At 75.0% G+C, this 23,757-nt stretch carries 24 protein-coding genes and 1 pseudogene; 11 read left to right on the top strand and 14 right to left on the bottom strand.

The genetic code is table 11. The features are described 5' to 3' along the window. The first annotated feature begins 59 nt into the window (after window positions 1-59). Entirely contained in the window at window positions 60-803 is a 744-nt protein-coding gene (locus CP968_RS30070; protein ID WP_150520977.1) for an SDR family NAD(P)-dependent oxidoreductase, read from the top strand. A 7-nt stretch (window positions 804-810) separates the two neighbouring features. Here the strand turns inward: CP968_RS30070 and CP968_RS30065 are convergent, their stop codons facing one another. Next, window positions 811-1,140: a peptidoglycan-binding domain-containing protein gene (locus CP968_RS30065; protein ID WP_150520976.1), complete on the bottom strand. Its 330-nt coding sequence runs from the start codon at window positions 1,138-1,140 to the stop codon at window positions 811-813. Window positions 1,141-1,251: 111 nt separating this feature from the next. Next, window positions 1,252-2,511, bottom strand: coding sequence for an MFS transporter (locus tag CP968_RS30060; RefSeq protein WP_150520975.1), 1,260 nt, complete (start codon window positions 2,509-2,511; stop codon window positions 1,252-1,254). A gap of 300 nt (window positions 2,512-2,811) precedes the next feature. Between CP968_RS30060 and CP968_RS30055 the strand changes: the two genes are divergently transcribed. From CP968_RS30055 to CP968_RS30045, 3 genes are all read left to right on the top strand, one after another. Then, complete coding sequence (locus tag CP968_RS30055; RefSeq protein WP_150520974.1) at window positions 2,812-3,243, top strand: hypothetical protein; 432 nt, start codon at window positions 2,812-2,814, stop codon at window positions 3,241-3,243. Window positions 3,244-3,306: 63 nt separating this feature from the next. After that, window positions 3,307-4,215: a MerR family transcriptional regulator gene (locus tag CP968_RS30050; RefSeq protein WP_150520973.1), complete on the top strand. Its 909-nt coding sequence runs from the start codon at window positions 3,307-3,309 to the stop codon at window positions 4,213-4,215. 47 nt (window positions 4,216-4,262) lie between these two features. Continuing rightward, window positions 4,263-4,793 carry a P-loop NTPase family protein gene (locus CP968_RS30045; protein WP_150520972.1) on the top strand — a complete coding sequence of 177 codons (531 nt, stop codon included), beginning with the start codon at window positions 4,263-4,265 and terminating at the stop codon, window positions 4,791-4,793. Between the two features lie 55 nt (window positions 4,794-4,848). Here CP968_RS30045 and CP968_RS30040 read toward each other — a convergent pair whose 3' ends face one another. Beyond that, entirely contained in the window at window positions 4,849-5,127 is a 279-nt protein-coding gene (locus CP968_RS30040; RefSeq protein ID WP_150520971.1) for a hypothetical protein, read from the bottom strand. A gap of 96 nt (window positions 5,128-5,223) precedes the next feature. On the opposite strand from CP968_RS30040, the gene CP968_RS30035 reads away from it, so the two are divergent. Both CP968_RS30035 and CP968_RS35090 read left to right on the top strand, forming a co-directional pair. Continuing rightward, window positions 5,224-5,673: a hypothetical protein gene (locus CP968_RS30035; RefSeq protein ID WP_150520970.1), complete on the top strand. Its 450-nt coding sequence runs from the start codon at window positions 5,224-5,226 to the stop codon at window positions 5,671-5,673. 496 nt (window positions 5,674-6,169) lie between these two features. Beyond that, window positions 6,170-6,682, top strand: coding sequence for a GNAT family N-acetyltransferase (locus tag CP968_RS35090; protein ID WP_373304080.1), 513 nt, complete (start codon window positions 6,170-6,172; stop codon window positions 6,680-6,682). Between the two features lie 6 nt (window positions 6,683-6,688). Here the strand turns inward: CP968_RS35090 and CP968_RS30025 are convergent, their stop codons facing one another. Both CP968_RS30025 and CP968_RS30020 read right to left on the bottom strand, forming a co-directional pair. Further along, window positions 6,689-7,159, bottom strand: coding sequence for a GNAT family N-acetyltransferase (locus tag CP968_RS30025; protein WP_150520969.1), 471 nt, complete (start codon window positions 7,157-7,159; stop codon window positions 6,689-6,691). Window positions 7,160-7,264: 105 nt separating this feature from the next. Continuing rightward, window positions 7,265-9,334, bottom strand: coding sequence for a heavy metal translocating P-type ATPase (locus CP968_RS30020; RefSeq protein ID WP_150520968.1), 2,070 nt, complete (start codon window positions 9,332-9,334; stop codon window positions 7,265-7,267). Window positions 9,335-9,407: 73 nt separating this feature from the next. Here CP968_RS30020 and CP968_RS30015 point away from each other — a divergent pair, with 73 nt between their 5' ends. After that, window positions 9,408-9,731, top strand: a complete 324-nt coding sequence (locus CP968_RS30015) for an ArsR/SmtB family transcription factor (protein ID WP_150520967.1) — start codon at window positions 9,408-9,410, stop codon at window positions 9,729-9,731. Between the two features lie 94 nt (window positions 9,732-9,825). Here the strand turns inward: CP968_RS30015 and CP968_RS30010 are convergent, their stop codons facing one another. Beyond that, window positions 9,826-12,570 (bottom strand): LamG-like jellyroll fold domain-containing protein, encoded by a 2,745-nt coding sequence (locus CP968_RS30010; RefSeq protein WP_189828932.1) that lies wholly within the window; start codon window positions 12,568-12,570, stop codon window positions 9,826-9,828. 363 nt (window positions 12,571-12,933) lie between these two features. On the opposite strand from CP968_RS30010, the gene CP968_RS30005 reads away from it, so the two are divergent. The 3 genes from CP968_RS30005 (at window position 12,934) to CP968_RS29995 (ending at window position 14,590) form a co-directional block, all read left to right on the top strand. Next, window positions 12,934-13,236, top strand: a complete 303-nt coding sequence (locus CP968_RS30005; RefSeq protein WP_150520966.1) for a hypothetical protein — start codon at window positions 12,934-12,936, stop codon at window positions 13,234-13,236. Between the two features lie 114 nt (window positions 13,237-13,350). Then, window positions 13,351-13,809 carry a Crp/Fnr family transcriptional regulator gene (locus tag CP968_RS30000; protein ID WP_189828931.1) on the top strand — a complete coding sequence of 153 codons (459 nt, stop codon included), beginning with the start codon at window positions 13,351-13,353 and terminating at the stop codon, window positions 13,807-13,809. A gap of 337 nt (window positions 13,810-14,146) precedes the next feature. Beyond that, on the top strand, window positions 14,147-14,590 hold the full coding sequence (locus CP968_RS29995; protein ID WP_150520965.1) for a subtilase-type protease inhibitor: 444 nt from the start codon (window positions 14,147-14,149) through the stop codon (window positions 14,588-14,590). A gap of 163 nt (window positions 14,591-14,753) precedes the next feature. Here the strand turns inward: CP968_RS29995 and CP968_RS29990 are convergent, their stop codons facing one another. Together CP968_RS29990 and CP968_RS29985 are read right to left on the bottom strand one after the other, a co-directional pair. Then, window positions 14,754-15,605 carry a GNAT family N-acetyltransferase gene (locus CP968_RS29990; RefSeq protein ID WP_150520964.1) on the bottom strand — a complete coding sequence of 284 codons (852 nt, stop codon included), beginning with the start codon at window positions 15,603-15,605 and terminating at the stop codon, window positions 14,754-14,756. Between the two features lie 78 nt (window positions 15,606-15,683). Next, window positions 15,684-16,136: a hypothetical protein gene (locus CP968_RS29985; RefSeq protein ID WP_229886491.1), complete on the bottom strand. Its 453-nt coding sequence runs from the start codon at window positions 16,134-16,136 to the stop codon at window positions 15,684-15,686. A 170-nt stretch (window positions 16,137-16,306) separates the two neighbouring features. Between CP968_RS29985 and CP968_RS29980 the strand changes: the two are divergent. Then, window positions 16,307-17,039, top strand: a pseudogene (locus CP968_RS29980) (SIR2 family NAD-dependent protein deacylase). Window positions 17,040-17,099: 60 nt separating this feature from the next. Here the strand turns inward: CP968_RS29980 and CP968_RS29975 are convergent. The 6 genes from CP968_RS29975 to CP968_RS29950 form a co-directional block, all read right to left on the bottom strand. Then, a complete protein-coding gene (locus CP968_RS29975; protein WP_150520963.1) occupies window positions 17,100-17,585 on the bottom strand; it encodes a VOC family protein in 486 nt (161 codons plus the stop codon). Window positions 17,586-17,711: 126 nt separating this feature from the next. After that, window positions 17,712-21,296, bottom strand: a complete 3,585-nt coding sequence (locus CP968_RS29970; protein WP_167536874.1) for a bifunctional glycosyltransferase/CDP-glycerol:glycerophosphate glycerophosphotransferase — start codon at window positions 21,294-21,296, stop codon at window positions 17,712-17,714. A 206-nt stretch (window positions 21,297-21,502) separates the two neighbouring features. Further along, window positions 21,503-21,877, bottom strand: coding sequence for a hypothetical protein (locus tag CP968_RS29965; protein WP_150520961.1), 375 nt, complete (start codon window positions 21,875-21,877; stop codon window positions 21,503-21,505). A gap of 110 nt (window positions 21,878-21,987) precedes the next feature. Next, window positions 21,988-22,407, bottom strand: a complete 420-nt coding sequence (locus tag CP968_RS29960; RefSeq protein ID WP_150520960.1) for a roadblock/LC7 domain-containing protein — start codon at window positions 22,405-22,407, stop codon at window positions 21,988-21,990. 83 nt (window positions 22,408-22,490) lie between these two features. After that, window positions 22,491-23,279, bottom strand: a complete 789-nt coding sequence (locus CP968_RS29955) for a transcriptional regulator (protein WP_150520959.1) — start codon at window positions 23,277-23,279, stop codon at window positions 22,491-22,493. After that, window positions 23,276-23,686: a hypothetical protein gene (locus CP968_RS29950; protein ID WP_150520958.1), complete on the bottom strand. Its 411-nt coding sequence runs from the start codon at window positions 23,684-23,686 to the stop codon at window positions 23,276-23,278. The genes CP968_RS29955 and CP968_RS29950 overlap by 4 nt, the downstream gene beginning before the upstream one ends. Window positions 23,687-23,757 lie beyond the last annotated feature (71 nt).

Genomic DNA, 23,757 nt, shown 5'->3' with positions numbered 1-23,757 from the left:
CTCACCGGCCGGCCGTCCAGGCCGGCGCCGCACGTCGCACCCGCTCGCAGGAGGCCCCCATGGCACGTCGTCCGGTCACCGTCGTCACCGGCGGCAGCAGGGGGATCGGGGCGGCCGTCTGCCTCCGGCTCGCCGCGGACGGGCACGACCTGGCGCTCGGCTACCTCCACGACGAGGAGGCCGCCGAGGCCGTGGCCGATCGGGTGCGGGCGCTCGGGGGCCGCTGCGCGACCGTGCGCGGCGACACCTCCGAAGAGTGCGGCGTCGACCGGCTCTTCGACATCGCCGGGGCCGAACTCGGCACGGTGGACGGCCTGGTCAACAACGCCGGGGTCACCGGCCCCCTGGGCCGGCTAGCCGACGCCGCCACCGCCGACCTGCGGCGCGTGGTCGAGGTCAACCTCCTCGGCTACCTGCTGTGCTGCCGGCGCGCCGCCCGGGACATGGCGGTCGCGGGCGGCGGGGCGATCGTGAACGTGTCCTCGGCCGCCGCCACCCTCGGAAGCCCGGGCGACTACGTGCACTACGCGGCCACCAAGGCCGCCGTCGACGCGCTGACGGTGGGGCTCTCCAAGGAGCTCGGCCCGGACGGCATCCGGGTCAACTCCGTGGCGCCCGGCATCATCGAGACCGACATGCACGCCGCCATGGGCGACCCCGGCCGTCCGGCCCGGGCCGCCGCCGGCATCCCGCTGGGACGGCCCGGGCAGCCGGAGGAGGTGGCGGGGGCCGTCGCCTGGCTGTTGTCCCCCGACGCCTCCTACACGACCGGCGCCGTCCTGCGGGTCGCCGGGGGCCGGTGAGTCCGGCTCAGCCGAACGCGGCCCGGGTGGCCGGGCCGTAGACGCCCTCGGGGTCGCCCGTGATGCCCCGGTCGCTCTGGAGCCGGGCCGCGCCGCGCCGGGTCCGGTCGTCGTAGAGCCCGGTGACGGAGACGTACGTGAACCCCTGGCCTTGGAGCCGCTCCTGGAGGGCGCGCACCTCGGCCCCGCCGTCGCCCGGGCGCAGCGTCCCCGCGCCGGCCGGTGGCGCGGCCGGACCGGTGGCGCGGCCGGACCGGTGGCGCGGCCGGACCGGTGGCGCGGTCGGACCGGTGGGCGGGGCGGGCGACGGACAGGCGGGTACGGGCATCTGGGACATCTCCGAAGGACGGCTCGCGCGACGGTTCTCGATCGGCGCACTCTTTTCCCCCCCCCCGGGGATGCCCCGGGTCAAGCCGGATGCCCGATCCGTCCCCGACGCACCGTTCCGTCACTTCGGCGTGCCGACCGCGTCCGGGCGGCGGACCGTGGCCGTCAGGACCGTGACGGCGGCGAGGAGCATCAGGGCGGAGCCGCCGAGCGGGGCGGCGGACGCGGAGATGCCGTCGACCGCGAGCCCCCCGAGCAGCGCGCCCGTGGCGATGGCCAGGTTGAAGGAGGCGACCATGAGCGAGGAGGCGGCCTCGGTGGCGCGCGGCGCGGAGGTGGTCATCCAGCTCTGCAGGCTGACCGACACCCCGCCGTACGCCAGCCCCCAGGCCAGCAGCAGCGCGGTCCCGGCGACGGCCCCGGGCACGGCGGCCATCAGCGCCAGGACCACGGCCAGCGAGGCGCTCACCACGAGCAGCGTGCGGCGGGCGTCCCGCGCCCCGGCCAGGAAGTTGCCCGCGACGCCGGCGACGCCGTAGCCGAGCAGCAGGGTGCTGACGTGGGCGGGATCGATGCCGGAGACGTCCTGGAGGACGGGGCGGACGAAGGTGTAGGCGGCGAACTGCCCGGTCACCACCAGGAAGGTGACGGCGATCCCGGCCCGCACCCCGCGGTTCTCGCGGACCAGGGCGGGCAGTTCGGCGAAGGCGACGTGCCGGGTCGGCGGCAACGGGGGCAGCAGCAGGATCAGCGCGGCGAGGGTCACGGCGCCGAGGACGGCCATCGCCGCGAAGGCGGCCCGCCAGCCGCCGAGTTCACCGAGCAGCGTCCCGGCCGGCACGCCGAGCACCGAGGCCGTGGGGACCCCGCCGAAGATCAGCGCGGTCGCGCGGCCCGTGTGGCGTTCGGGGACGAGGCGCACGGCGAGGCCGCCGGCGATGGCCCAGAAACCGCCGAGGCTCGCTCCGACGAGGACCCGCGCCGCCAGGACCACGGTGAAGCCGGGCGCGAAGGCGGCGACGAGGTTCGCCGCGGTGGTCAGGGCGATGAGCACGCACAGCACGAGCCGCCGGTCGCGGCGCCCGGCGCCGACGGTGACGAGGGGCGCGCAGAGCGCCGCGACGAGACCGGGCACGGTGACCATCAGGCCGGCGGTGCCGTCGGAGACCTGGAGGGCGCCCCCGATGGGGGTGAGGAGGCCGACGGGCAGGAGCTCGGAGGTGATCAGGCAGAAGATGCCGAGGGCGACGGCGCAGACGGCCGCCCAGCCCTTCCAGGGGGCGGGACCGGGAGCGGTGGTGCGGCCCGGGGCATCGGCGGCTGCCGGAGGACGGTGCCGGGGGGACGGCGCGGGGCTGCCGGGCGCGGCGGCTGAGGTCATGGAACGGCACTCCGTACGGACGAACGGGCTGGTGGGCAGGACACGGCGGTGCGGAGCGCCGGAGGTCGCGCCTCCCCCGTCACCCCTACGGAGGTACCAATCCCCCGCGGCCCCCGCCGCATTCCCCACCGCGCCCCCGAACCACCGGACCCCCGGACCATCGGGATCGGCCCGATCGGCGGCCCGTACCCGGCCGGCCACGACCGTCCCCGGGCCCGAACGGTTCCCCGCACCGGTCCGCGTCACCCGGACGCGTGAGCGGCGGCCTCGGCGCGCCCGGCCGTACGGCATGGTGGTCGGATGCAGTTGCGCCGGGCCGTGCCCCTCACCCTCGTCGCGCTCCTCGCGAGCGCGGGCTGCGTCTCGGTCGGCCCGGAGGCCCTGACTCCGGCACGTGGCGCCGTTCCGCCCCTGGACGCTCCGGACCGGCCCGCACCACGTCCCCAGCCCGACGCCCTGCCGCTCGGGAGGCTGCCGGTCCCGGTGACGGCCGAGCCGGACCCGGCGCCGGCCACCGACCCCGGCCGGCCGTCGCCGGAGGCAAGCCGTCCGGCGGCCGGGAGGGCCGCGAAGCCGGCGCCGCCCCGGCGGGTCCGCCCGCCCGGACCGGCCACCGCCCACCCCCGCCGCAAGCCCGTCGCACCCACCACCGTGGACCGGCTGTGCGATGCGGCGGAGGGCACCGTGCCGCCCGCCATCGTCGACCTCTGCCTGCGCGAGTACGGTCGCTGACCAGGGGGGCGACGGCCAGGGGTTGACCCTCTCCCTGTGTCAGGCCCTGCACTGGAGAGCGTCATGTTCACTATCGGAGACTTCGCCAAGCACGGCCGGGTATCGGTCCGCATGCTGCGTCACTACGACGCGCTGGGACTGCTGCGCCCGGCCCGTGTCGACCCGTTCACCGGCTACCGCTTCTACGAGGCCGGGCAGCTCGCCCGCCTCAACCGCGTCATCGCGCTCAAGGAACTCGGCTTCCGCCTCGACCAGGTGGGGACGATCCTCGACGCGCAGGTGGGTGTGGAGGAGCTGCGGGGCATGCTGCGTTCGCGGCAGGCCGAGCTGGAGAGCGCCATGGCCGCCGCGGCGGCCCGGCTGGTCCAGGTCGAGGCGAGGCTCCGAACCATCGAGAGCGAGGGTTCCATGCCCGTGGACGACGTCGTCGTGAAGAGCCTCCCGCCCGTCCGGGTGGCCGAGTTGAGCGCGATCGCGCAGAGCTACGAACCGCAGGACATCGGCCCGGTGATCGGCCCGCTCTTCGGCGAGCTGTGCCGCCGCCTGGACCGGGCCGGTGTGGTCCCGACGGGCCCCGGCATCGCCCGGTACGAGGACGCGCCGGACTCCGGCGCCTCACCCGGCACGCCGGGCACGCCGGCGGCCTCAGCACCGGAGCCGGGGGCGGGAACCGAGGCGGGGGCGGGGGCGATCCTGGTCCGCGCGGCGCTGCCGGTGGCGGCCGGCGTCCGGGCGGCGGACCTCGGGGGCGGGGTGCGGATCGTGACGCTGCCCGCCGTGGAGCGGGCCGCGACCCTCGTGCACCGGGGGTCGATGGACGGCGTGCTGCCCGCCTCGCAGACGCTGGCCCGGTGGATCGACGCCCACGGGTACCGCTCCGCCGGGTACGCGAGGGAGCTGTCGCTCGCCTGCCCGGAGGACCGGGACCAGTGGGTCACCGAACTCCAGGAGCCGCTGTCCCCCGCCTCCTGACGGGGGCCCCGGGGCGGGTCGCGCCGGCCCGGGGTTAGGGTGCCGGGATGCGGCGCGTACTGGTGGTCGGGATCAGCGGGGCGGGCAAGTCGACCATGGCCCGGGCCTTGGAGCGGCGGCTCGGGCTGCCGTACCACGAGATGGACGCGCTGCACTTCGCCGGCCCGGACTGGGCGGTGAACCCGGCCTTCGCCGCCGACACGCGGCGGCTGGCCGGGGCGGAGTGCTGGGTCTTCGACTCGCTGGGCTACCCGGCGGTCCGGGACCTGCTGTGGGAGCGGGCCGACACGATCGTCTGGCTCGACCACCCGCGGCACGTGGTCATGCGGCGGGTGCTGTTGCGGTCGCTTCGCCGGAGCCTGACGCGCGAACGGCTCTTCGGCGGGAACCGGGAGAAGTGGCGGGAGTGGCTGCGCTCCGACCACCCGGTGTGGTGGGCCTGGCGGCAGTTCGGACCGCGCCGCGCGGAGATCCTGCGCCGCACGACCGACCCCCGCTTCGCCCCCCTCGTGGTGGTCCGGCTCCGTTCCCCGCGTGCGGCGGACAGCTGGCTGAGCGGGCGGCGCCCGTCGCCGTAGACCGGGTCCGCCCGGCCGCGCCGGCCGGGTGGTGGCGTCGCGCGGGCCGGGGTCGTCACCGGAGCGGGCCGAGGTGGACGCAGCGGCGGGCGGTGCGCAGGTGGCGTACCGTGGCGCGGCCGCGGCGGCGCCACTCGGCCCGCGGGAGCCCGGCGCGCTGGCCGCCGCCGGTGATCAGGGCGTTGACGGGGGTGAGCGGGTCGGCGGCCAGGCCCTTGGCGAGCAGGACGCCCACGACGAGCGGCAGCAGGGCCACGGCCAGGGCCGAACCGGCGGTGGTGACGTGCTGGATGCGCGGGCGGGGGGTCGTGCCGCGCGGGGCGTCGGTGGTCATGGCCCCATTCGACCAGCGGGCGCGCGGCGGGGAATCGGGGCGGATACTCAGGCCGTTGGGCGTGAGGTACTCAGACGGCGGGCGGGGTGGTGCGGGATGACGGTGCCCGGGCAGGGTTTCGAGCCCGCGACCGGCGACGGCGCGGAGCCCGGGGCGGGACGCGAGGCCGAGCTCCGGACGGCCTACGAGGGGCTGGTGCAGATCCGCCGGATGGTGAACGGACCCGGGGGCGCGGGGGTGCCCGCGCCCTGGGAGGTGCGGCTGCCCGCGCGCGCGGTGGCCCTCGCACTGGAGGCGGCGGGGCTGGAGCCGTCGGCCGTGGACGCGGAGGGCCGCCGCACCCGGACCGGGTACCGGGTGGGCGAAGGGCCGGGTCCCGGGCGGGCGGTGGTGACCTGGCTGGGTCCGCCGGGCGGCGGGGCCGCCGGGGAGGAGCAGGAGCGGCTGACGGCCTGCGCGGCCGTGCTGGAGGGGCTCGGCTGGGTGTGCCTGCTGTACCGGGGGCCGCGCCGGCGCCGCTTCCTGGAGGTGGAGCCCCCGCGCTGACCGGAGCGGCCGGGGGCGGCCGCCGTGAAACCCGGTACCGGTCGCGCGGGCGTTCGGGCACACTCGCCCGATGGGCATGCTCGAAGCAGTGGCGGACCGCGTCGGCCGTGGTGAGACCGTGGAGTTCCGGCCGGCCGGAGGTTCGATGGCACCGCTGGTCCACGGCGGCCGGCCGGTCCGGGTGGCTCCGGTCGACCCGGCGTCGGTCGAGGTCGGCGACATCGTGCTGGCCCGCGTCGCCGGCACGGTCCACCTCCACCTGGTGACGGCCGTGGACGCTGCGCGCCGGCGCGTGCAGATCGGCAACAACCGGGGGCACGTCAACGGTTGGACCGGCCACGACCGGGTGTTCGGGATCTGCCTGTCCGTGGACGGGGTACCGCGCCCGAGAGCCGCCGGCAAAGTCCGCCCCGCCGACGCCGGCCCCGCGGAGGCCGACCCGGCCGCGGCAACGCAGCCGGACCCGGGCCCGCTCCCGGTGCCCGGCGCCGCCCTGCTGCGTGCCGCGTTCGCCTCCGAGCGCCTCGACCTGCTGCCCGTCCTGCCCTCCCATGCCGCGGAGATGGCCGGCGTCCTGGCCGATCCGGCCCTGCACGCCTTCATCGGCGGTGCGCCCCTGCCACCGGACGCGCTCCGGACCCGGTACGGACGGCTCTCGGCCGGCTCCCCCGACCCGGCCGTCGTCTGGGGCAACTGGGTGGTGCGGCTGCGCTCCGAGGGCTGCCTGGTCGGAACCGTCCAGGCGACGATCGCCCCGGCGGCGGCCGAAGCCGAACTGGCCTGGGTGGTCGGCAGCCGCTGGCAGGGCCGCGGCATCGCCACCGAGGCCGCCCGGGCGCTGGCCGACCGGCTGCGCGAGCTGCGGATCGGCCGGCTGCTCGCACACGTCCACCCGGCCCACGCCGCCTCGGCGGCGGTCGCGGCCGCCTGCGGGCTCCGCCCGACCCCGCACCGGCAGGACGGCGAGGTGCGCTGGGCGTGGGCGGGCGGGACGCCCCCGCGGCCGTAGGCCGGCTCAGTCCAGGGTGAGCAGGAGGACGTCCACCTCTTCGCCGCGGGCCATGGCGAAGTCGCGGGCGAGCCCCGTCGGGGTGAACCCGCACTTCTCCAGCACCCGGAGCGAGGCCGCGTTGTCGGCGGCGGCCCCGGCGTGGAGCGGGCGGGTCCCCTCCTGTCGTACGAGCTCGGCCAGGGCCCGCGTGGCGATGCCCAGCCCCCAGTGGTCGGGCCCGATCACGTACGTCACCTCGCGCTCCTCGGGCGGGCCGAAGACGGCGGCGTGCCCGACCACCGCCCCGTCGGCCACCACCGTGCGCAGCAGCACGCCCGGGTCGGTGCGCGCCTTGGCCCAGTGGTCGTCGAAGTGCTCGCGGTCGTAGTGGTATTCGCGGGTGATCGCGGCCATGCGCTGGACCCGGACGTCGGCCGAGTGCTGCCAGAAGACCTCCAGGTCCGCGTCCAGCGTGTCGCGCAGTTCGATCCTCATCCGTCTCTCCCCCGTCGTCGGACACCCGGGCCCCGGCCGTCGCGGCGGTGCCCGTCGTGCCAGCGTAGGCCGCACCACTGACAGCGGGCGGGGCGCCGCGACGGGTCAGGCCGGGTCGGGGTGGCGGAGCAGCCGCAGCGCGTTGCCGACCACGAGCAGGGTGGAGCCCTCGTGCACCAGGACGGCGGGCCCGATGCCCAGGCCCAGCGCGGTCGCCGGGACGAGGACGGCGACGATGCCGAGGCTGAGCCAGAGGTTCTGCCGGATGATGCGGCTGGCCTTGCGGCTGAGGCCGGTGACGAAGGGCAGGCGGCCCAGGTCGTCGGACATCAGGGCGATGTCGGCGGTCTCCAGGGCGACGGCGGAGCCGGCCGCGCCCATCGCGACGCCCACGGTGGCCCCGGCCATGGCCGGGGCGTCGTTGACGCCGTCGCCGATCATCGCGGTACGGCCGGTGCGGCGCAGCCGGTTCACCTCGGCGGCCTTGTCCTGGGGCATCAGCCCGCCGCGCACCTCGTCCAGGCCGACCGCCCGGCCGACCGCGTCGGCCACCCGCTGGTCGTCGCCGGACAGCATCACCGTGCGGACCACGCCGAGGCGGCGCAGGGCCGCGACCGTGCCGGCCGCCTCCGGGCGGGCGGCGTCCATCAGGCCGAGGATGCCGAGCCAGCGGTCGCCGCGACGGACGAGCATGGTGGTGCGGCCGGTGCGGGCGAGTTCCTCGGTACGGTCCCGGAGGGCCGCCGGGACGGGTGGGCCGGTCAGGGTGTCGGCGTAGGCGAGGCTGCCGATGTGCACCGGCTCGCCCTCGAACTCGGCGGCGACGCCCCGGCCGATGACGGCCCGCAGGTTCCCGGCGTCGGGCAGCGGGCCGCCGGTGACCAGCGGTGTCCCGTCGCGGACCACGGCCCGGGCGAGCGGGTGGTCGCTGAGGCGCTGGGCGGCCACGGCGGTGCGCAGCAGCTCCTCGCGGGCGGCTCCGGCGGCCGGTTCGATCTCGGTGAGGCGGGGGCGGCCCTCCGTGAGGGTGCCGGTCTTGTCGAAGGCGATGGTCCGCAGCCGGCCGAACTCCTCCAGCGGCGCTCCGCCCTTGACCAGGACCCCGCCGCGGGCGGCGCGGCCGACGGCGCTCAGCACGGCGGCCGGGGTGGCGATGGCGAGGGCGCAGGGGCTGGCGGCGACGAGGACGGCCATGGCGCGGTAGAAGCTGTCGGTGAAGGGCTCGCCCGCGAGGGCGCCTGCGGCCAGCAGGACGGCGACGAGGGCGAGCACGCCCGGTACGAAGACCTTCTGGAAGCGGTCGGTGAACCGCTGGGTCGGCGAGGTGCGCTGGTCGGCGTCCCGGACGAGGCGGACCACGTGGGCGAGGGTGTTGTCCCGGGCCAGCCGCGTGACGACCACGTCGAGGGTGCCGGCGCCGTTGACGGTGCCGGCGTAGACGCGGCTGTCGGGGCCGGTCGCGGCGGGGTCGGCGAGGGCGGCGGCCGGGTCGGCGACGGGGGTCTTGTCGGCGGGAACGCTCTCGCCGGTGAGGGGCGACTGGTCGACGCTGCCGGAGCCGGAGGCGACGAATCCGTCGGCCGGGACGCGGGTGTGCGGGCGGACCAGGACGGTGTCGCCGACGGCCAGGGCCTCCACCGGTACCTCGACGGGGTCCGCCGGGCCGCGCCGGACGAGGGCGGTGCGCGGGGCCAGGTCGCCGAGGGCCTCGATGGAGCGCCGGGCGCGGCCCATGGCGTACCCCTCCAGGGCGTGGCCGAGGCTGAACAGGACGAGGAGGACCGCGCCCTCCTCCCAACGGCCGATGGCGGCGGCGCCCGCCGCGGCGACGAGCATCAGGAAGTCGACCTGGAAGCGGCCGCGGCGCAGGGTGGCGACGGCTTCCCGGAGGGTGAAGAACCCGCCGAAGACGTAGGCCGCGACGAACAGGGCCCGGCTCGCCGGGCCGCCGTTGCCGGTGAGCTGCAGGGCGAGGCCGGTGAGGTAGACGGCGAGGGAGAGGAGCGCGCTGACCAGCTCGGCCCGCTCGCCGAGGAAGCCGTGGCCGTGGCCGTGCGCGTGCTCCCCGGTCGCCGTCGTCGGCCCGTTCCGCTCGCCCCCGGTCCGCGCCTTCTCCCGCGTCCGCGCCTCGTCCTCGGTCCGCACCCGCTCCGGGGCCTTCACTGCTTCAGTCATGACATCAACATATCAGCACTTTTGAATATGTGAACCTGTGCACGTCCTGACCTGCTGATCTAGGGTGGCGGCCATGGAACCCACGGCCGCCACCCCGCCCCTGCTGTCCGAGTCGGACGCGGCCGCCGTCGCGGAGGTCATGCAGGGCCTGTCCTCGCCCGCCCGCGTCCGCATCCTGGCGCGCCTGCTGCACTCCCCCTGCTCGGTCGGCGATCTCGCCGGGGACCTCGAACTCGGCCAGCCCACCGTCTCCAACCACCTGCGCCTGCTGCGCCACCTCGACCTGGTCACGGGCCGCCGCGACGGCCGCAGCGTGGTCTACGAGCTGCACGACGACCACGTCAGGGCGCTGCTCCAGCAGGTCCTGGCCCACGTGCACCACGGGGACCAGGCCTAGGGACGCCCGCGGGGCGCGGGACGGCCCGCCGGACGCGCGAAGGGGGCGCGGACCTCGCGGTCCGCGCCCCCTCGGCCGTTCATCCGCGTGCCGGTCAGGGCGCGCCGAAGGTCAGCGTCAGCCGCGGCGTGCCCTCGGCCGCCTGGGCCTGCGAGGACCACAGCCACAGCGCGTCCGTACCGGTGCCGGTCAGCGCCAGCCCGTAGCCCGTGCCGAGCGCGGCGGCCACGGTCGGGGCGTCGAGCCCCGTGGTGTGCACGGCCGAGCCGTCCGGGATGCCCGCGAAGGTGCCGAGCGCCGGACCGCCCAGGGCCGGGCGGGTGGCGTAGGTGGTGCCCGCCTCGGTCCACGCGCCGGTGACCGGGACCACCGAGATCGTGTCCACGGTGCCGGCGCCGCCCATCGTGCTCGTCTTCACGCCCAGCACGGCCGACTTGAGCACCGTGCCCGCCGGCGCGGGCGGCAGGTCGAAGCGCAGGTAGCTCGCGTAGAACGAGGAGCCGCGCACGGCGAGGGAGCTGGAGGTGCCGTAGTTGGTGCCGGGCGCTCCGGCGTTGGCGTAGGTGTCCTCGGCCGCGGTCACCTCCACCACCGTGTCGGCCGGGACGGAGGCGAGGGCGTGGTGGTTGTGCACCTGCGCCGCGCTCAACACGGTCGGGTAGACGGCGGTCTCGTCGAGCTGCCCCGCCCAGTAGTCGCTGGTCGGCCGGTCCGGCCAGCCGTTGAGGTTGTCGCCGCCGGCGTGCCAGTAGCCCGAGTAGTTCTCGTGCGTGGTGACGTTGAGCGTGCCCTTCTGCACGCCGTCCACGTACAGGGCCATCCCTCCCGGCCCCTGGGTCGCGACCACGTGGTGCCAGGTGTTGTCGTTGTACGCGGCGCTGGTGGTGATGGTGCGGGTGGCGCCCGTGTAGACGCCGAAGACCAGCCGTCCGTCGTTGGTCATGTAGACGTGCTTGTCGTACTGGCTGCTGGTGCGGGCCTGGTTGCTGCCGAAGCCGACGAGCTTGCCGCCCCGGGTGGTGTCCGTCCTGAACCAGGTCTCGACGCTGTACGCGCTGCCCACGTTCTGCCGCTGCTCCCCGTACACCTGGGTGTCGACGCCGTCGAAGCCGATCGCCGTGCCGGCGCCGGTGACCGCGCCCGGAGACTGGCGCAGGGCCGGGGCGTTCAGGTGCACGCCGCTCTGGTTGCCGCCCACGGAGGAGTCGGGGGCGAAGGGCGTGGCCGGTTCGTCGTAGCGCCAGTACTGCTGGGCCCCGTCGGTACGGACCTGGTTCGGGTACGCGTCGACCGAGGTCGGCACGGTGACGCTCGCCGTCTGGGACGGCGCGCTGGCGTTGCCTGCAGCGTCGGTCGCCGTCACCCGGTAGCTGTACGACTGGCCGGCCGCGACGGTGGTGTCGGTCCAGGAGGCCTGCGGGCGGCGGAAGAACAGCGAGTCCGCGGTGACCGTGGCGACGGGGGTGGCCGCGCCGTTGCGGTAGATCCGGTAGGTCAGGGCGCTGTCGTCCGGATCGAGGCTGGTGCGCCAGCGCACCTGGACCTCTCCGGGCCTGAAGCTGACCGCGCCGGCCAGCGGCACGGTGGGGGCGCCGGTGTCGCCGGTGGAGGCGAAGCGCGTCAGGCTCTGCTGCTCGGCCCCGTTGACGGCCGTGAACTCGCCGCCGACCCAGAGGTATTCGACGCCGTCCTTGGAGCCGACCGTCATGACGCGCGGGCCGATGCCCTCGCCGATGCCGTCGTTGGTGTCGGGGGCCCAGCCGAGCTTGCCGGTGCCGGTGGTCGGCTGCGCGAGGAGGTGGTGGCGCTGCCCGTCGGGGAACTCCCCGACACTGGAGCAGTCGTGCGCGTGCGAGGCGCTGTACAGCACGTCCTGGTACGGGAGGACCGCCTGGGTGGCGCCGAGGCAGGTGTCGCGCCAGCGCTGGCCGAGGCCGGCGAGGTCGAGCGCGATGCGGCCGTCGAACACCCCGCCGCCGGTGCCCTCGTTGCCGGTGTAGAAGCCGGTGGCGTCGGTGGCGATGTCCTTGACGACCGAGTTGGTCTCGATGAAGCCGGGGTAGGCCTTGGCCAGCGCGCCGCTGGCGGCGTCGACGACGGCCAGGGCGTGCGTGTCCGTCCCGTTGACGGTGAAGAAGTCGCCGCCCAGGATGACCTTGCTGCCGTCCGGGGTCACCTCGACGGCGCGGCCGGGCTCGTCGGCGTCGGCGGTGAAGGGCCGCAGCGCCCCGGTGTCGGCGTCGACCGCGGCGAAGCGCTCGCGCTGCTGGCCGGCGACGCTCAGGAAGTCGCCGCCCGCGTAGACGGTGTCGCCGGTGACGGCCAGGGCGCGGACGGTGGCCGCGAACGCGGGCCGGAAGGAGGTCTTCACGGTGCAGGTCGCCACGTCGATGGCGGCGAGGCTGGAGACCTGCGTCCCGTTGACGGCCCCGAAGTAGCCACCCGCGTAGAGGGTCTGCTTGTCCGGCGAGAGCGTGAGCGCGCGGACGGTGGCGGTGCCGCCGCCCACGGTGAAGGACAGGGTGCACGCGGTCGGCGCCCCGGTGGCCGCGTCGAGCGCGACGAAGTTCACGGCGGGCTGCTCGCCGCCCGCGCCGCCGGCCGGCGGGCGGACGGCGGAGAAGGTGCCGCCGACGAACACCTTGCCGGCCGTCTCGGCGAGCGCCCAGACGACGCCGTTGGCCTGCCAGGTCGGCAGCGCGTCGGCGGTGAAGGCCACCGGCGGGGTGACGGCCGCCGCCTGCGGGACGAACCCGAGGCCGATAGCCGCACCGGTGCCGGCCAAGGACAGGGACAAGGACAGGGCGAGCGCCGCCGCCGGCCCTCTGGATCTACGCATGAACCCCCCACATCGATCTGCGGTCCGGCCGTCGACAGCGCGGCCGGGCGCACGCATGGCCGAAAACAGCCGAAGAGCCGTCCGTAAACCATGTGTACGGGCGCACCCTAGGACGGATTGGCGTCGCGTTCATGCCACTTGGCACATCGATGCCCAATCGGTTGCCGACCCGGGCCCCGGGCCGGTCGCGAGGAGGGCGGCGGGTGCGGGCCCCTGCGGGGGCGCGATCCGGACGCGGGCCCGCCGGAACCGGCCGCTGTCGCCCGCACACCCTGGGTCACGCGGCGAAACCCCTCACGCGCCGGGCCGGCGCCCTCTACGGTGCCCCTGGGGGGACCGGCACGGCACCGGAGAGTAGGGCTGATGGACGACGAAGAAGACATGCGGCTGGCGCGGATGACCCCGGAGATCTCCCGCCGCACCCTCGGCATGCTGCGCGGGCTGGCGGGCCTGGAGCCGCCGGAGCAGGTGCCCGAGGACGCCATGATCGTCGCCGACTCGATCCTGGCCGAGTACGGCACGGACGGGCTCCGCGTCCTGGTGATGACCCTGGCGGCCTGGGCGACGGCACAGATCGAGAGCGTCGCGGAGCTGAGCCGGCGCACCCACGAGGCGGTGCTGGACTCCATGGAGCTGGCCTGCCTGGAGGCGGGCGCCGAGGAGTAGCACCCCGGCGGGGCCGGCACCGGAAAGAAGCGCCGACGCACCGGTCGGAATCGGGCGGGCGTCGGCGACACTGGGGGAAGAGGAGCCAGCGGGGGGTCGTGATCGGAGGCCGTCGTGAGCACACCTTCTCCCGTTCGGATCGCCGCCGTCCTGTCCACCGAGCACCGCGGACGGCTGATGTCGCAGGCCCGCGAGGTCCATTTCCCGGCGGGCGCCGGGATCTTCGCCGAGGGCACCCGGGCCGAGTCCTTCTGGATCGTGCGCTCGGGCACGGTGACCCTGGAGATCCCGGTACCCGGCCGCCGGCCGGCGTCGGTGGAGAGCCTGGGCCCCGGTGAGCTGGTCGGCTGGTCGTGGCTGTTCCCGCCGTACGTGTGGCAGCTGGCCGCGGAGGCGATGACACCGGTGCGCGCCTACGAGTTCGACGGCACCCGCGTGCGCCTGCTGATGGACGCCGATCCCGCCTTCGGGTCGGCGGTGGGCCACTGGGTCGGGCGCGTCCTGGCCCTGCGGCTGCACCAGACCCGCACCCGCCTGCTCGACCTGTACGCCCCGCACGTGACCCCGGGCTGACCGCCCGGGCTTCGCACCGCGCGGCGGCGGCGCGCGCGGGGCGCATCGGCGGCATTCTCCTTCGGGGGGCGTGCGGAAGCCCTCCCACCGGACGGTGGGAGGGCTTCCGCACGCCCCCGAAGCAGGCCGCCCGACGGTTTCGACCGGGTTTCCCCAGCGGTGTTCGGCCGATTCCCCGGAGCGCTGCACCACAGGTCGCGACGGAACGCACCGCTGCGGTCTGCGGTCATCCGTACACGATCGGTGACGGGAAATGGGGGGCCGAACGGGCGTTCACGCTCCGCTTCGGCAAGACTCTGTCCGCTATCCGCACCATCAACCCGAGGGAGTGTTCGAAATGCGGTCCATCGCAAGGGGTCTCGGTCTCGGTTCCGCCGCCATGGCGCTCAGCGCGCTCACCGCGCTGGCCTGGCCGGTGGCGGCCGACGCCGCCCCGGCGGGCACGGCGAGCCTGTACGCGCCGTCCGCGCTCGTGCTCAGCCTGACGGCGGGAGGGGACGCGGACACCGGCACCGTGGTGCGCGCGGTCACGCTCGTCTGCGCGCCGACGCCCGGCGGCACGCACCCGGCCCGGACCGCCGCCTGCCGCGAATTACGCGGCAGCGGCGGCGAACTCGACGCGCTCACCGCGCCGGCCGCCGACGCGGCCTGTACCAGGGAGTGGAATCCGATGACCGTGACGGCCGACGGCGTGTGGCAGGGCCGGCGGCTGAGCTACACGTACACCTTCGGCAACCCGTGCATCCTGCGGAGCACCGAGGGCGCGCTGTTCGACTTCTGATCCCGCGTCACCCGTACGACACGCACCACCCGCAGCACCCGCGGCACCCGCAGCACCGGGGCCGGGCGGCGCCGTGCGACCGCCGTCCGGCCCACCGGGGGCTCTGCCCGTCCATGCCGAAGGCTCGTAAGGGCCGGAGGATAGACGTCAACTGCTCCTGCCATCACCCCAGTTCGAGGCTCGTCACTCCGTAGATCCCGGCCAGGTCGAGCGCGGGGGCCGGTCCCGTGTACATGCGGGCGGCCTCGAAGGTGGGCGCGAGGCCCAGTCCGGTCAGGAGCGCGGTGGCCGCCGGGTTCGCGTCCGGCACGTCCACCGCGATGCGCCCGCCCGGCGCGTGCCGGGCCAGTGCGCCCAGCAGGGCGGCCGCGACCTGCGGACCGGCGGCGTACAGCGGACCGACCCGGGAGGGCCCGGCGGACGGACGGACCACCCCGAGCCCCTCGATCCGGCCGTCGCGCACGGCCGCCAGCGCGGTCCGGCCGGGCAGGCCCGTCCACGCGGCGAGGAAGGCGTCGCGCGGCTCGGGGAAGAACCGCCGGTCGTAGGCGGCGAGTCGGGCGAGCGGCAGGGTCGCGGCGTCCACCAGCTCGACGCCGTCGGGGGCCCCGGCACCCTCCGGCACCCCTTCGAGGCGGACGTTGTTCCAGGCGGAGCGGAAGCCGGACCTGCGGTAGTTGTCCTGCTGGGCGACGACCCCGTCCAGGCCGACGAGCCGCCCGCTCAGCCGCTCCATCCCCGCACGCCACAGCCGGATGCCGTATCCCTGCCCGCGGACGGCCGGGCGCGCGATGTAGAAGCCGATGAACCCGAAGCCGGTCCCGTAGCGCACCGCCGAGATGCAGGCCACCGGTTCGCCGTCGAGCCGGCCGATGAGGAAGCCCTCCGGATCGGCCGCCGCGAAGGCGAACCGGTCCGAGTCCCCCGGGTTCCAGCCCTCCTCTTCGGCCCAGTCCCGCATCCGTTCCAGGTCGGCGGCGCCGGCCCGGGCGATCTCGAATCCCGTTCCCGTCATGCCCGGTGTTGTACCAGATGCCGCGCCGGGCCCGCAGCGGTGCCCGGCCGGCCGTCGCCGGTCGCCGGGGCCCGGCCGTCAGCCCGCGCAGATGACGTCGTCGAGCCGGATGGGCAGGGAGTCGAGGCGGACGTACGCGGTGAAGGTGTCGGTGGCGCCGGCCGCCCAGTGGGTGGTGACGGTGGCCCAGCCCACGCCGGCCGACCGCGCCACGGTGACGGGGCCGATGCCGACGTCCTGCGGGGCGTTCTGTGCGCAGAGCAGCACGTCGGCGTCCGGGCTGCCCGTCTGCTTGTCCTTCAGGACCTGCGAGACCCGGTGCTCCCGGTAGTAGCCGGTGGGCCCGTGGACACCGTAGAACGAGGTCAGGAACCGGCCGATCTCGGCGGCGGAGTGCTCGTGGCGGTGCCCGGCCGCGGCCGGCGCGGCCGCCGGCGCCGCCTCGGCGGCCAGGACCGGGGCGGCGGACAGCACCGGCAGCGCGAGCAGGGTGAGCAGCAGAGCGCGGGGGCGGTACGGCATGAGTCTCATGACCGGTTTGTAGCGGCCCGGGCCGTCGCACCGGGAGGGGCGCGGCCCGGACTCACTCCTGTGGGGGGCGGGATTCACCGGACCGATCGGCAACGGGCCCACCGGGCCCGACGATCGGCGCCTGCCGTCATCCGGTCGCGGCCCCCGGCGCGCGTCCCCGGGGTCGGAGCATGGGAAAGCCGCTCGTCGCCGTGATCAGCGGGGCAGGAATGTCCACCGACTCCGGGATCCCGGACCACCGCGGGCCGCAGGGCCTGTGGCGCCGCGATCCGGACGCCGAGAAGCTCGTGACGTACGCGTCCTGCATGGCCGATCCGGAGGTCCGGCGCCGCTCCTGGCGGATGCGGGCCGAGATCGGGGCGCTCGGGGCCCGGCCCAACGCCGCGCACCGGGCGGTGGCGGAGCTCGAACCCGGCGGGACCCCGGTGCGGGTCGTCACCCAGAACGTGGACGGCCTGCAGCAGTTGGCCGGCCTGCCCGCGCACAAGGTGTTCGGAACCGCACGGCTCGGCCCGTTCGGTGGTGTGCACCGGCTGCCACGCGCCCTCGGGCAGGGCGCAGGCGCTGGCCCGGGTCGCCGCCGGTGACCCCGATCCGGCCTGCCCGGCGTGCGGCGGCATCCTCAAGGCTGCCACCGTCATGTTCGGACAGCGCCTGGATCCCGTGGTGCTGGGGCAGGCGATGGCCGTGGCGCGGGGGTGCCAGGTGTGCGTCGCCGTCGGACCGACCCTCCGGGTCCAGCCCACCGCGTCGCTTGCGGGCATGGCCGCGGAGGCCGGAGCCCGGCTGATCATCGTGAACGCGGAGGAGACCCCGTACGACGCGCGGGCCGACGAGCTCGTGCGCGAGCCGATCGGCACGGCCCTGCCGGCGCTGCCGGCCCGCCTCGCGCACGGGGACTGACGGCCGGGCCGACAGGCCGTCCGCGGCCCGGCGATGGGCACGGGCCGCGGGCGGTCCCGGTCAGCCGGCGTCGGCGGCGCGGCGCATCTCGGCCACGTCCAGCTTCTTCATCGTCATCATGGCCGCGGTGGCCCGGGCGGCGCGGCCCGGGTCGGGGTCGGAGATCAGGTCGATGGCCTCGTCCGGAGTGACCTGCCAGGACACCCCGAACTTGTCCTTGACCCAGCCGCATTCGGATTCCCGGCCGCCGTCCCTCGTCAGCGCCTCGTAGTAGTAGTCGGCCTCGGCCTCGTCCGAACAGCGGATCTGGAAGGAGATCGCCTCGGTGAAGGGGAACTGCGGGCCTCCGTTGAGGCCGATGAACCGCTGTCCGTTGATCTCGAACTCGACGACCATCACGTCACCGGCCCGGCCCGGGCCCGATTCGTTGTAGCGGCCGATCCGGCCGAGCCTGCCGTCCTTGAACACCGACAGGTAGTAGTCGGCGGCGGCCTCCGCGTCGCCGTCGAACCACAGGCACGTGGTGAATCCCCTGCTGCTGGCCATGACTGCCTCCGGGCGGGTGTGGGGGGCGGCCGGACGCCGCCCCACACATACAGACCGGCCCCGGGCCCGAAATTCATCGGTGGGCCCGGGGCCGGTCCGTGTCAGCGCGGAATTCGCTCGTACGGGTCAGTTCGACGTGGCGCCGGCCGCCCCGGAAGACCCGGTGACGCCGAGCATCCGGTCGACGACGCGCTTCGCGGCCTCGCCGTCGTCCAGGTCGCAGAACTCGGCCCGGAACGCCGCCCGTGCCTGCGCGTACTCCTCGCCCACGGACTGTGCCGTGCGCACGGCCTCGATCAGGCTCGCCGAGTCCGCCAGCAGCGGGCCGGGGGCCTTCGCCTCCAGGTCGAAGTTGAAGCCGCGCAGCGTGCTGCGGTAGTGCTCCAGGTCGTACGTGAAGAGCAGGATCGGCCGGTCGGTCAGCGCGAAGTCGAAGATCGCGGAGGAGTAGTCCGAGATGAGGACGTCGGCGACGAGCAGCAGGTCGGTGGCGTCGGGCCAGCGGGACACGTCGACGACGAAGCCGTCGCGGACGCCCTCGCGGACCTGCTCGCCGACGTTGTGGTGACCGCGGACCAGCAGGACGTGGTCCTCGCCCAGCCGGCGCCGGGCCTCGTCGAGGTCGATGTGCAGGTCGAGCTTGTAGCCGCCGGAGAAGCCCTCGCGGTTCTCCCGCCAGGTCGGCATGTACAGGACGACCTTCTTGCCCTCGGGGAGGCCGAGCCGGCGCCGGACCTCCGCGATCCGCTGTGCGTCGGGCCGCACCAGCGCGTCCGTGCGCGGGCTGCCGGACTCTATGACCTCGCCGGCGTAGCCGAGGGCGCGCTGGAGGACGGGGGTGGCGTAGGAGCTCGGGGAGGCGAGCAGCGTCCACTGCGCGCTGTCGTGCTCCAAGCCCTCCAGCACCTCGGGGCTCGTGTAGTAGTCGTGCACGTAGTCGTGGCCGATCTGCTTGATCGGCGTGCCGTGCCAGGTCTGCACGACGGTCTGCCCGGTACGGCGCCGGAAGTTGCGCGGCACGTTGGAGTTGACCACGTAGTAGCGGGCCCGGGCGAGGACCTCCCAGGACTCGACGCTGTCGTACTGGACGGCGCGGGCGGTCGCGGGGACCTCGGCGCGGCCGTCGCGGACCAGCCAGATGTGCTCCAGCTTCTCGCCGCGGCGCAGGAGTTCCTCGTGGATGGCGCGGGGCGAGTCGCCGGCGCCGTTGCCCTGGAACACGTCGTAGACGACGGTGTCCTTGAGCGGCAGGGCGCGCTGCGCGGGGTAGGTCTCGTCACGGGCCACGCGCTGGGCGAAGTTGGACCGGTCGTGCGGGCTCAGCAGCGGGTCCGAGACGAGCACCATGCGGTCGTAGAAGCGCGTCTCGACGCGCATGCGGCGGCCCTGGACGGTCAGCGCGTGCGGACCGGAGAAGAGGATGCCGGCGCCGATCTGGACCGGTGCGCCGCGGTCGACGCCGAGCAGCCCGGCGGTGGTTCCGCCCTGGGCGACCGGGCGCAGGGTGGGCCACCAGCGGCCTTCCGGCAGCGTGGTGCGGCCGGCGTACGCCTCGGGGAGGACGGGCGCGAAGGTGGTCTCGAAGGTGTCGCCGTCGCGGGTGACCGGGTAGCTGAACTCGGCGCCGTGCACGTTGTGCAGGACCAGTTCGTAGGGCTCGTCGGCGGGTGCGAGGAAGCGGCCGCGCAGGGTCAGCTCGCCGTCCTCGGCGGCCACCGCGTCGACCAGCGGCGGCGAGGGCTGGGTGGACAGTACCAAGTGGCCGTTGTTGCCGCGCTTGGCGAACAGGGAGCGTCCGGCGTCACCCGCGGGCAGCGGGACGACCAGGCCGGTGAAGCCGCCGCGCTCGTCGTGGACGAGCGGGTGCTCGGCCCCGTCCGCGGCGACGACGGCCAGGGTCCAGGGCTCGGGGTTCCACTCGCCGGGCTGGGACTCCGCGTCCGGTACGGCGGCGAGGTCGGCCAGGGGCACCCGGGCCGTGAAGGCGGTCCGGCCGCCGGTGGCGGCGGAGGTCTCCAGCGGGAGTTCGAGCACGGTGCCGGTGGTGACGTGGACGGCCCGCAGGGTGACGGCGGCCCCCAGGGCCGCGGCCAGCTCACCGGCGATCTCGACGGCGTCGTCGCCGGCGGGACGCACGTCCAGGGCGCGGGCGCGGACGACCTCCACCTGGATGGTGAGGGAGCCGGCGATCGTCGGCCGGACGCGCACGTCCGGAGCCACCCAGTGCGCGGGCGGGTTCTGGCCGGTGTCGTGCTCGCCGCCCCGCAGTCGGGCGCGGTGCAGGCCGCCGGCTCCGGTCACGGCGACGGAGGTGGTCCACACGCCGTCGCGCCAGGCACCGCCCGACTGGAAGACGGTCGGGTCGACGACGGCGGTGAAGCCGGCCCAGTCCGCGTGGCGCAGGGCGAGGTGCGGGGAGTTGACGGTGGCCATCGGGGCGGCGACCGTACGGGCGCTGACGACGGAGCGGCGGCGCTTGCCGCCCTCGCGGAAGACGAGCATCTTGCGGGTGCCCAGGCGGCTTTCGGCGCCGAGGTGGCCGGGGAGGGCGTAGCCGCGCAGGAGCAGCTTGCCGTCGGCCCAGACCGCCTGCTCCAGGCGGCTGACGACGCGGCGCTCGCGCGGCCCGAGGGTGAGGATCTTGGCGGGCACGGGCGGACGGCCCTGGAGGAACGGGTAGTCGGCCACCGGGCGGGCCAGTCCCTTGACGGGCACGCTGTAGTGGTAGTCGCGCTGGTGCTCCTGGAGGGCGATGAAGTCCTCCACCCGGCCCTCGCGGGCCAGGAACGCCTTGAGGCGGTCGGCGACGGTCAGGTCGGACCAGGGGCCGGTGCCGATCTCGCGGACCAGGCCGCCGACCTCCTTGACGAACGCGGCGCGGAAGTCGGGGCCGCCCTCGCCCACGTACTTGTAGATGAGCGGGAGTTCCTCGCTCAGCACGTTGTAGTCGTAGTCGCGCAGGTAACGGGCGTACTTGGCGCCCTCCTTGGCCTTGAGGGCCTCGCGGACCAGGCGGACGGAGGTGACGCGGTCGATCAGGGAGACCGGGTCGGTGGAGCGCTGGGTGATCGAGCGCTCGCCGGTCTCGCGGACGCGCCAGTGGTAGACGCAGTCGCTGATGATGTCGACGCTGGTGGCGAAGTAGTGCGCGGGGATGCTGACCGGGGCGTCCTCGTAGAGGATGCCCTCGGGGTACTGGAAGCCGTGCTCGTTCCAGAAGGTGCGCCGGTAGACCTTGTTCCACGCGGTGCGGTCGGTGACCAGCGCCGGGAACCTGGAGATGTGCGTCTTCAGCTGCGTCTTGGCGAAGGCGGCCCGGTGGCCCCAGGACTGCTGCATGCCGACGGAGCGGAAGCGCTTGACGTTGCCGCCCGCGAAGTCGGAACCCGTCTCGTCGAGGGCGTCGATCAGCCGCTGGTAGGCGTAGTCGGGCATCGTGTCGTCGCTGTCGACGAAGGCCAGGTACTCGCTGTCCTCGTGCGCGTGCCGGGCACCGACGTTGCGGGCCGCGCCGAGACCTGCGTTCTCCTGCATGACGACCCGGAACCGGTTGTCCCGCGCGGCGAAGGCCTTGGCGATGACCGCGCTGGTGTCCGTGGAGCCGTCGTCTACGAGAATGGCCTCGAAGTCGGTGAAGGTCTGAGCGGCAAGGGACTCCAGGCACTCGTCGAGGTAGAGCTCGACGTTGTAGACGGGGACAACGATGCTCAAGCGCGGGGGCATGGGTGGCGACTTCTCCAGCGTTTTATGCTTTATCGATGATCGGCTGATGACAGCATCCTATCGCTGTACCAGATTCGCAAAATCCCACCATCTTGGACATATCCCGGCAGATCGTCGGGGCGGACGGCAAAGAATTAAGCCGCCCGCCACCTCGACGAAGGCCTCCGGTGGAGGGCCCGGAGCGGGCCCCTCGGTCAGACTTCCAGCTCGTTCTCGATCTTCTTCAGCTGGTGCCGGGCCATCGCGAGGTTGGCCCGGTTCCGGTCGAGCGCGAGGTAGAGGAAGAAGCCGCTGGAGCCGCGGGCCTTCAGCAGCCGGATCAGGTGGTACTGGCTGCCCAGGGTGATGAGGATGTCCTCGATCTCGTCCGCCAGGCCGAGCATCTCCATCGCGCGGACCTTGGCGCGCACCACGTCGGTGTTGCCCGCGGCGGCGACGGCCAGGTCCAGGTCCTTGCCGCCGCCGACGGTGCCCAGGGCCATGCCGCTGCCGTAGTCGACGAGGGCCGCGCCGAGCGCCCCCTCGATCGTGGTGGTGGCTTCCTTGAGGGCGGTTTCCACATTGGCCATGACGGTTCCTCTTTCCTTGTTCCCTGTTCCTTGCGGGATGCGCCGTTCGCACGTCCGGTGACGTGCGGGCGCCGCTGGCGTGCGGTGGTGCGGTGGTGCGGGCGGCCGGGCTACGCCGAGGGGGCCCGGGGGCCGCGCAGGCCGAGGGTGTGGTCGATGAGCTCCGCTATCCGCTGGCTGGAGCGGCGGGCCTCCAGGTGGAGCCGCCCCACGTTGACCCGCGGCTCCGCGAGCAGGGTGAGGACGGCCGTGCGGCCGGCCGCGTAGGTGGCGACGTAGCCGTGCTCCCCGCGGACCAGGAGCTCGCGGAAGCCGCCCTGGCCGGTGCAGTCGCTGAGCCGCCGGGCCACTCCGAGGGCGGCCGCGGTCAGGGCCGCCACGGTCTCCGCCTCGGCGGCGGCGCTGTCCTGGGCCAGGACGAAACCGTCCGCGCTGGCGGCCAGGGCGCCGGTGAGCTGGGGGACCCTCGCCCGGAGCCGGCGGAGCTCGGCGAGTATCTCGGCCTCCGCTTCGGCGGGCACCGTGCTCATGTCGGACTTCTTCCTTTCGGGCTGCCTCTCGGGCTGCCTCCGCTCGGAGCGGTCGGCGCGCAGGGCCGGTCGCAGCGGGAGCCTCACAGGCTTGCCTCCAGTGCGTCGCGTAACCGGCGGAGCAGCGCCACGTCCGGGGATTGGGCCTGGGTGATCCAGTCGGGCAGGGACTCCACCACCGGCGCCGGAGGGGCGTGCGGGGTCTCGACGAGCCCGGCCGCGGCGAGGCGGCGCACGTCGAGGAGCGTGTGGAAGGCGGGCCGGCCCAGGACCCACGCGAGGTCCGCCGGGGTGCGGACGCCGTCGGCCCGGTGCAGCAGCAGCCGCTGCCGGGCGGTGACCGTCTGCCCGGGGGCGGCGGCCCGCGGCACCACCGGGGCGGTGTCCAGCAGGGGGTAGGGCCAGACCGCGTCGAGCAGTTCGCGGCGGCGGCGGGTCTCGCGCTCCACGGCGGCGGCCGGGACGGAGCGCACGGAACCGATCCAGTGGGTGGCCCCGCGGCGGAAGCGGGAGGGGCCGCTGCCCGGGGACAGGGCGAAGAAGGCGGCGTCGAAGATGGCGGCGAGGTGGCAGATCTCCAGCTCGCCGCCGGCGAGGCCGCCGCTGTCGACGAGGAAGCGGGCGACCTGGCGGCGGGCGCCGGCCCGGTCGATCGCCTCGCGCCAGCGTTCGGGGGCGAGGCCGCCGCCGGTGGTGAGCAGGACGTCGAGGCCGGGGGTGGCCGGGCTCTCCGCGTGGACGATGCGGCCGTCCTCCAGGAAGAGGGTGCCGCGGTCGCGCAGCAGGGCGCCGGTGGCGCGTTCGGCCGCGAGGCGGGTGAGGAGGGGGGAGACGGCGGTCATCGGGGACGGAGCGGGAGCCGGGGCGGTCATCTCAGCACCAGCCCCTCGGCGAGGTTGCGCAGCCGGTGGCGGGCGAGGGCGAGGTTGCCCTCGGTCCGGTCGAGCCAGAGGTGCAGGAAGACGCTGCTGTCGAAGCTGGTCTCGACGAAGCGGAGCACGTGGTAGCCGGTACGGGTGGTGACGATCAGGTCCTCCACGGGCGGGCCGGTGCCCGCGCCCGCGCCGGGTATCGCCTCGTCCTCCGAGGGAGCGAAGGACTCGTACTCGGCGGCCGCCCGGGCCAGCTCGGCGGTCTCGGCCGCGGTCGTCTCGTGGTCGCCCACGGGCGAGTCACCGGCGGTGCCGAGGGCCAGTCCGCTGCTCCAGTCGACCAGCGCGGCCCCCCGCGCACCAGGCAGGGCCATGGCTTCGAGCAGGCATTCGTCGATCCCGGGCACGCGGGGCTCCCCTCCCGGCCGGACGTGCGGGGTGCACGGTCGTACGGCGCGACAGGAGGGAACTTACTCAA

The organism is Streptomyces subrutilus (genome assembly GCF_008704535.1).
Lineage (GTDB): Bacteria > Actinomycetota > Actinomycetes > Streptomycetales > Streptomycetaceae > Streptomyces > Streptomyces subrutilus.
The sequence above is the reverse complement of the archived record's forward strand: the minus strand, read 5'-3'. Positions and strand labels throughout refer to the sequence as shown.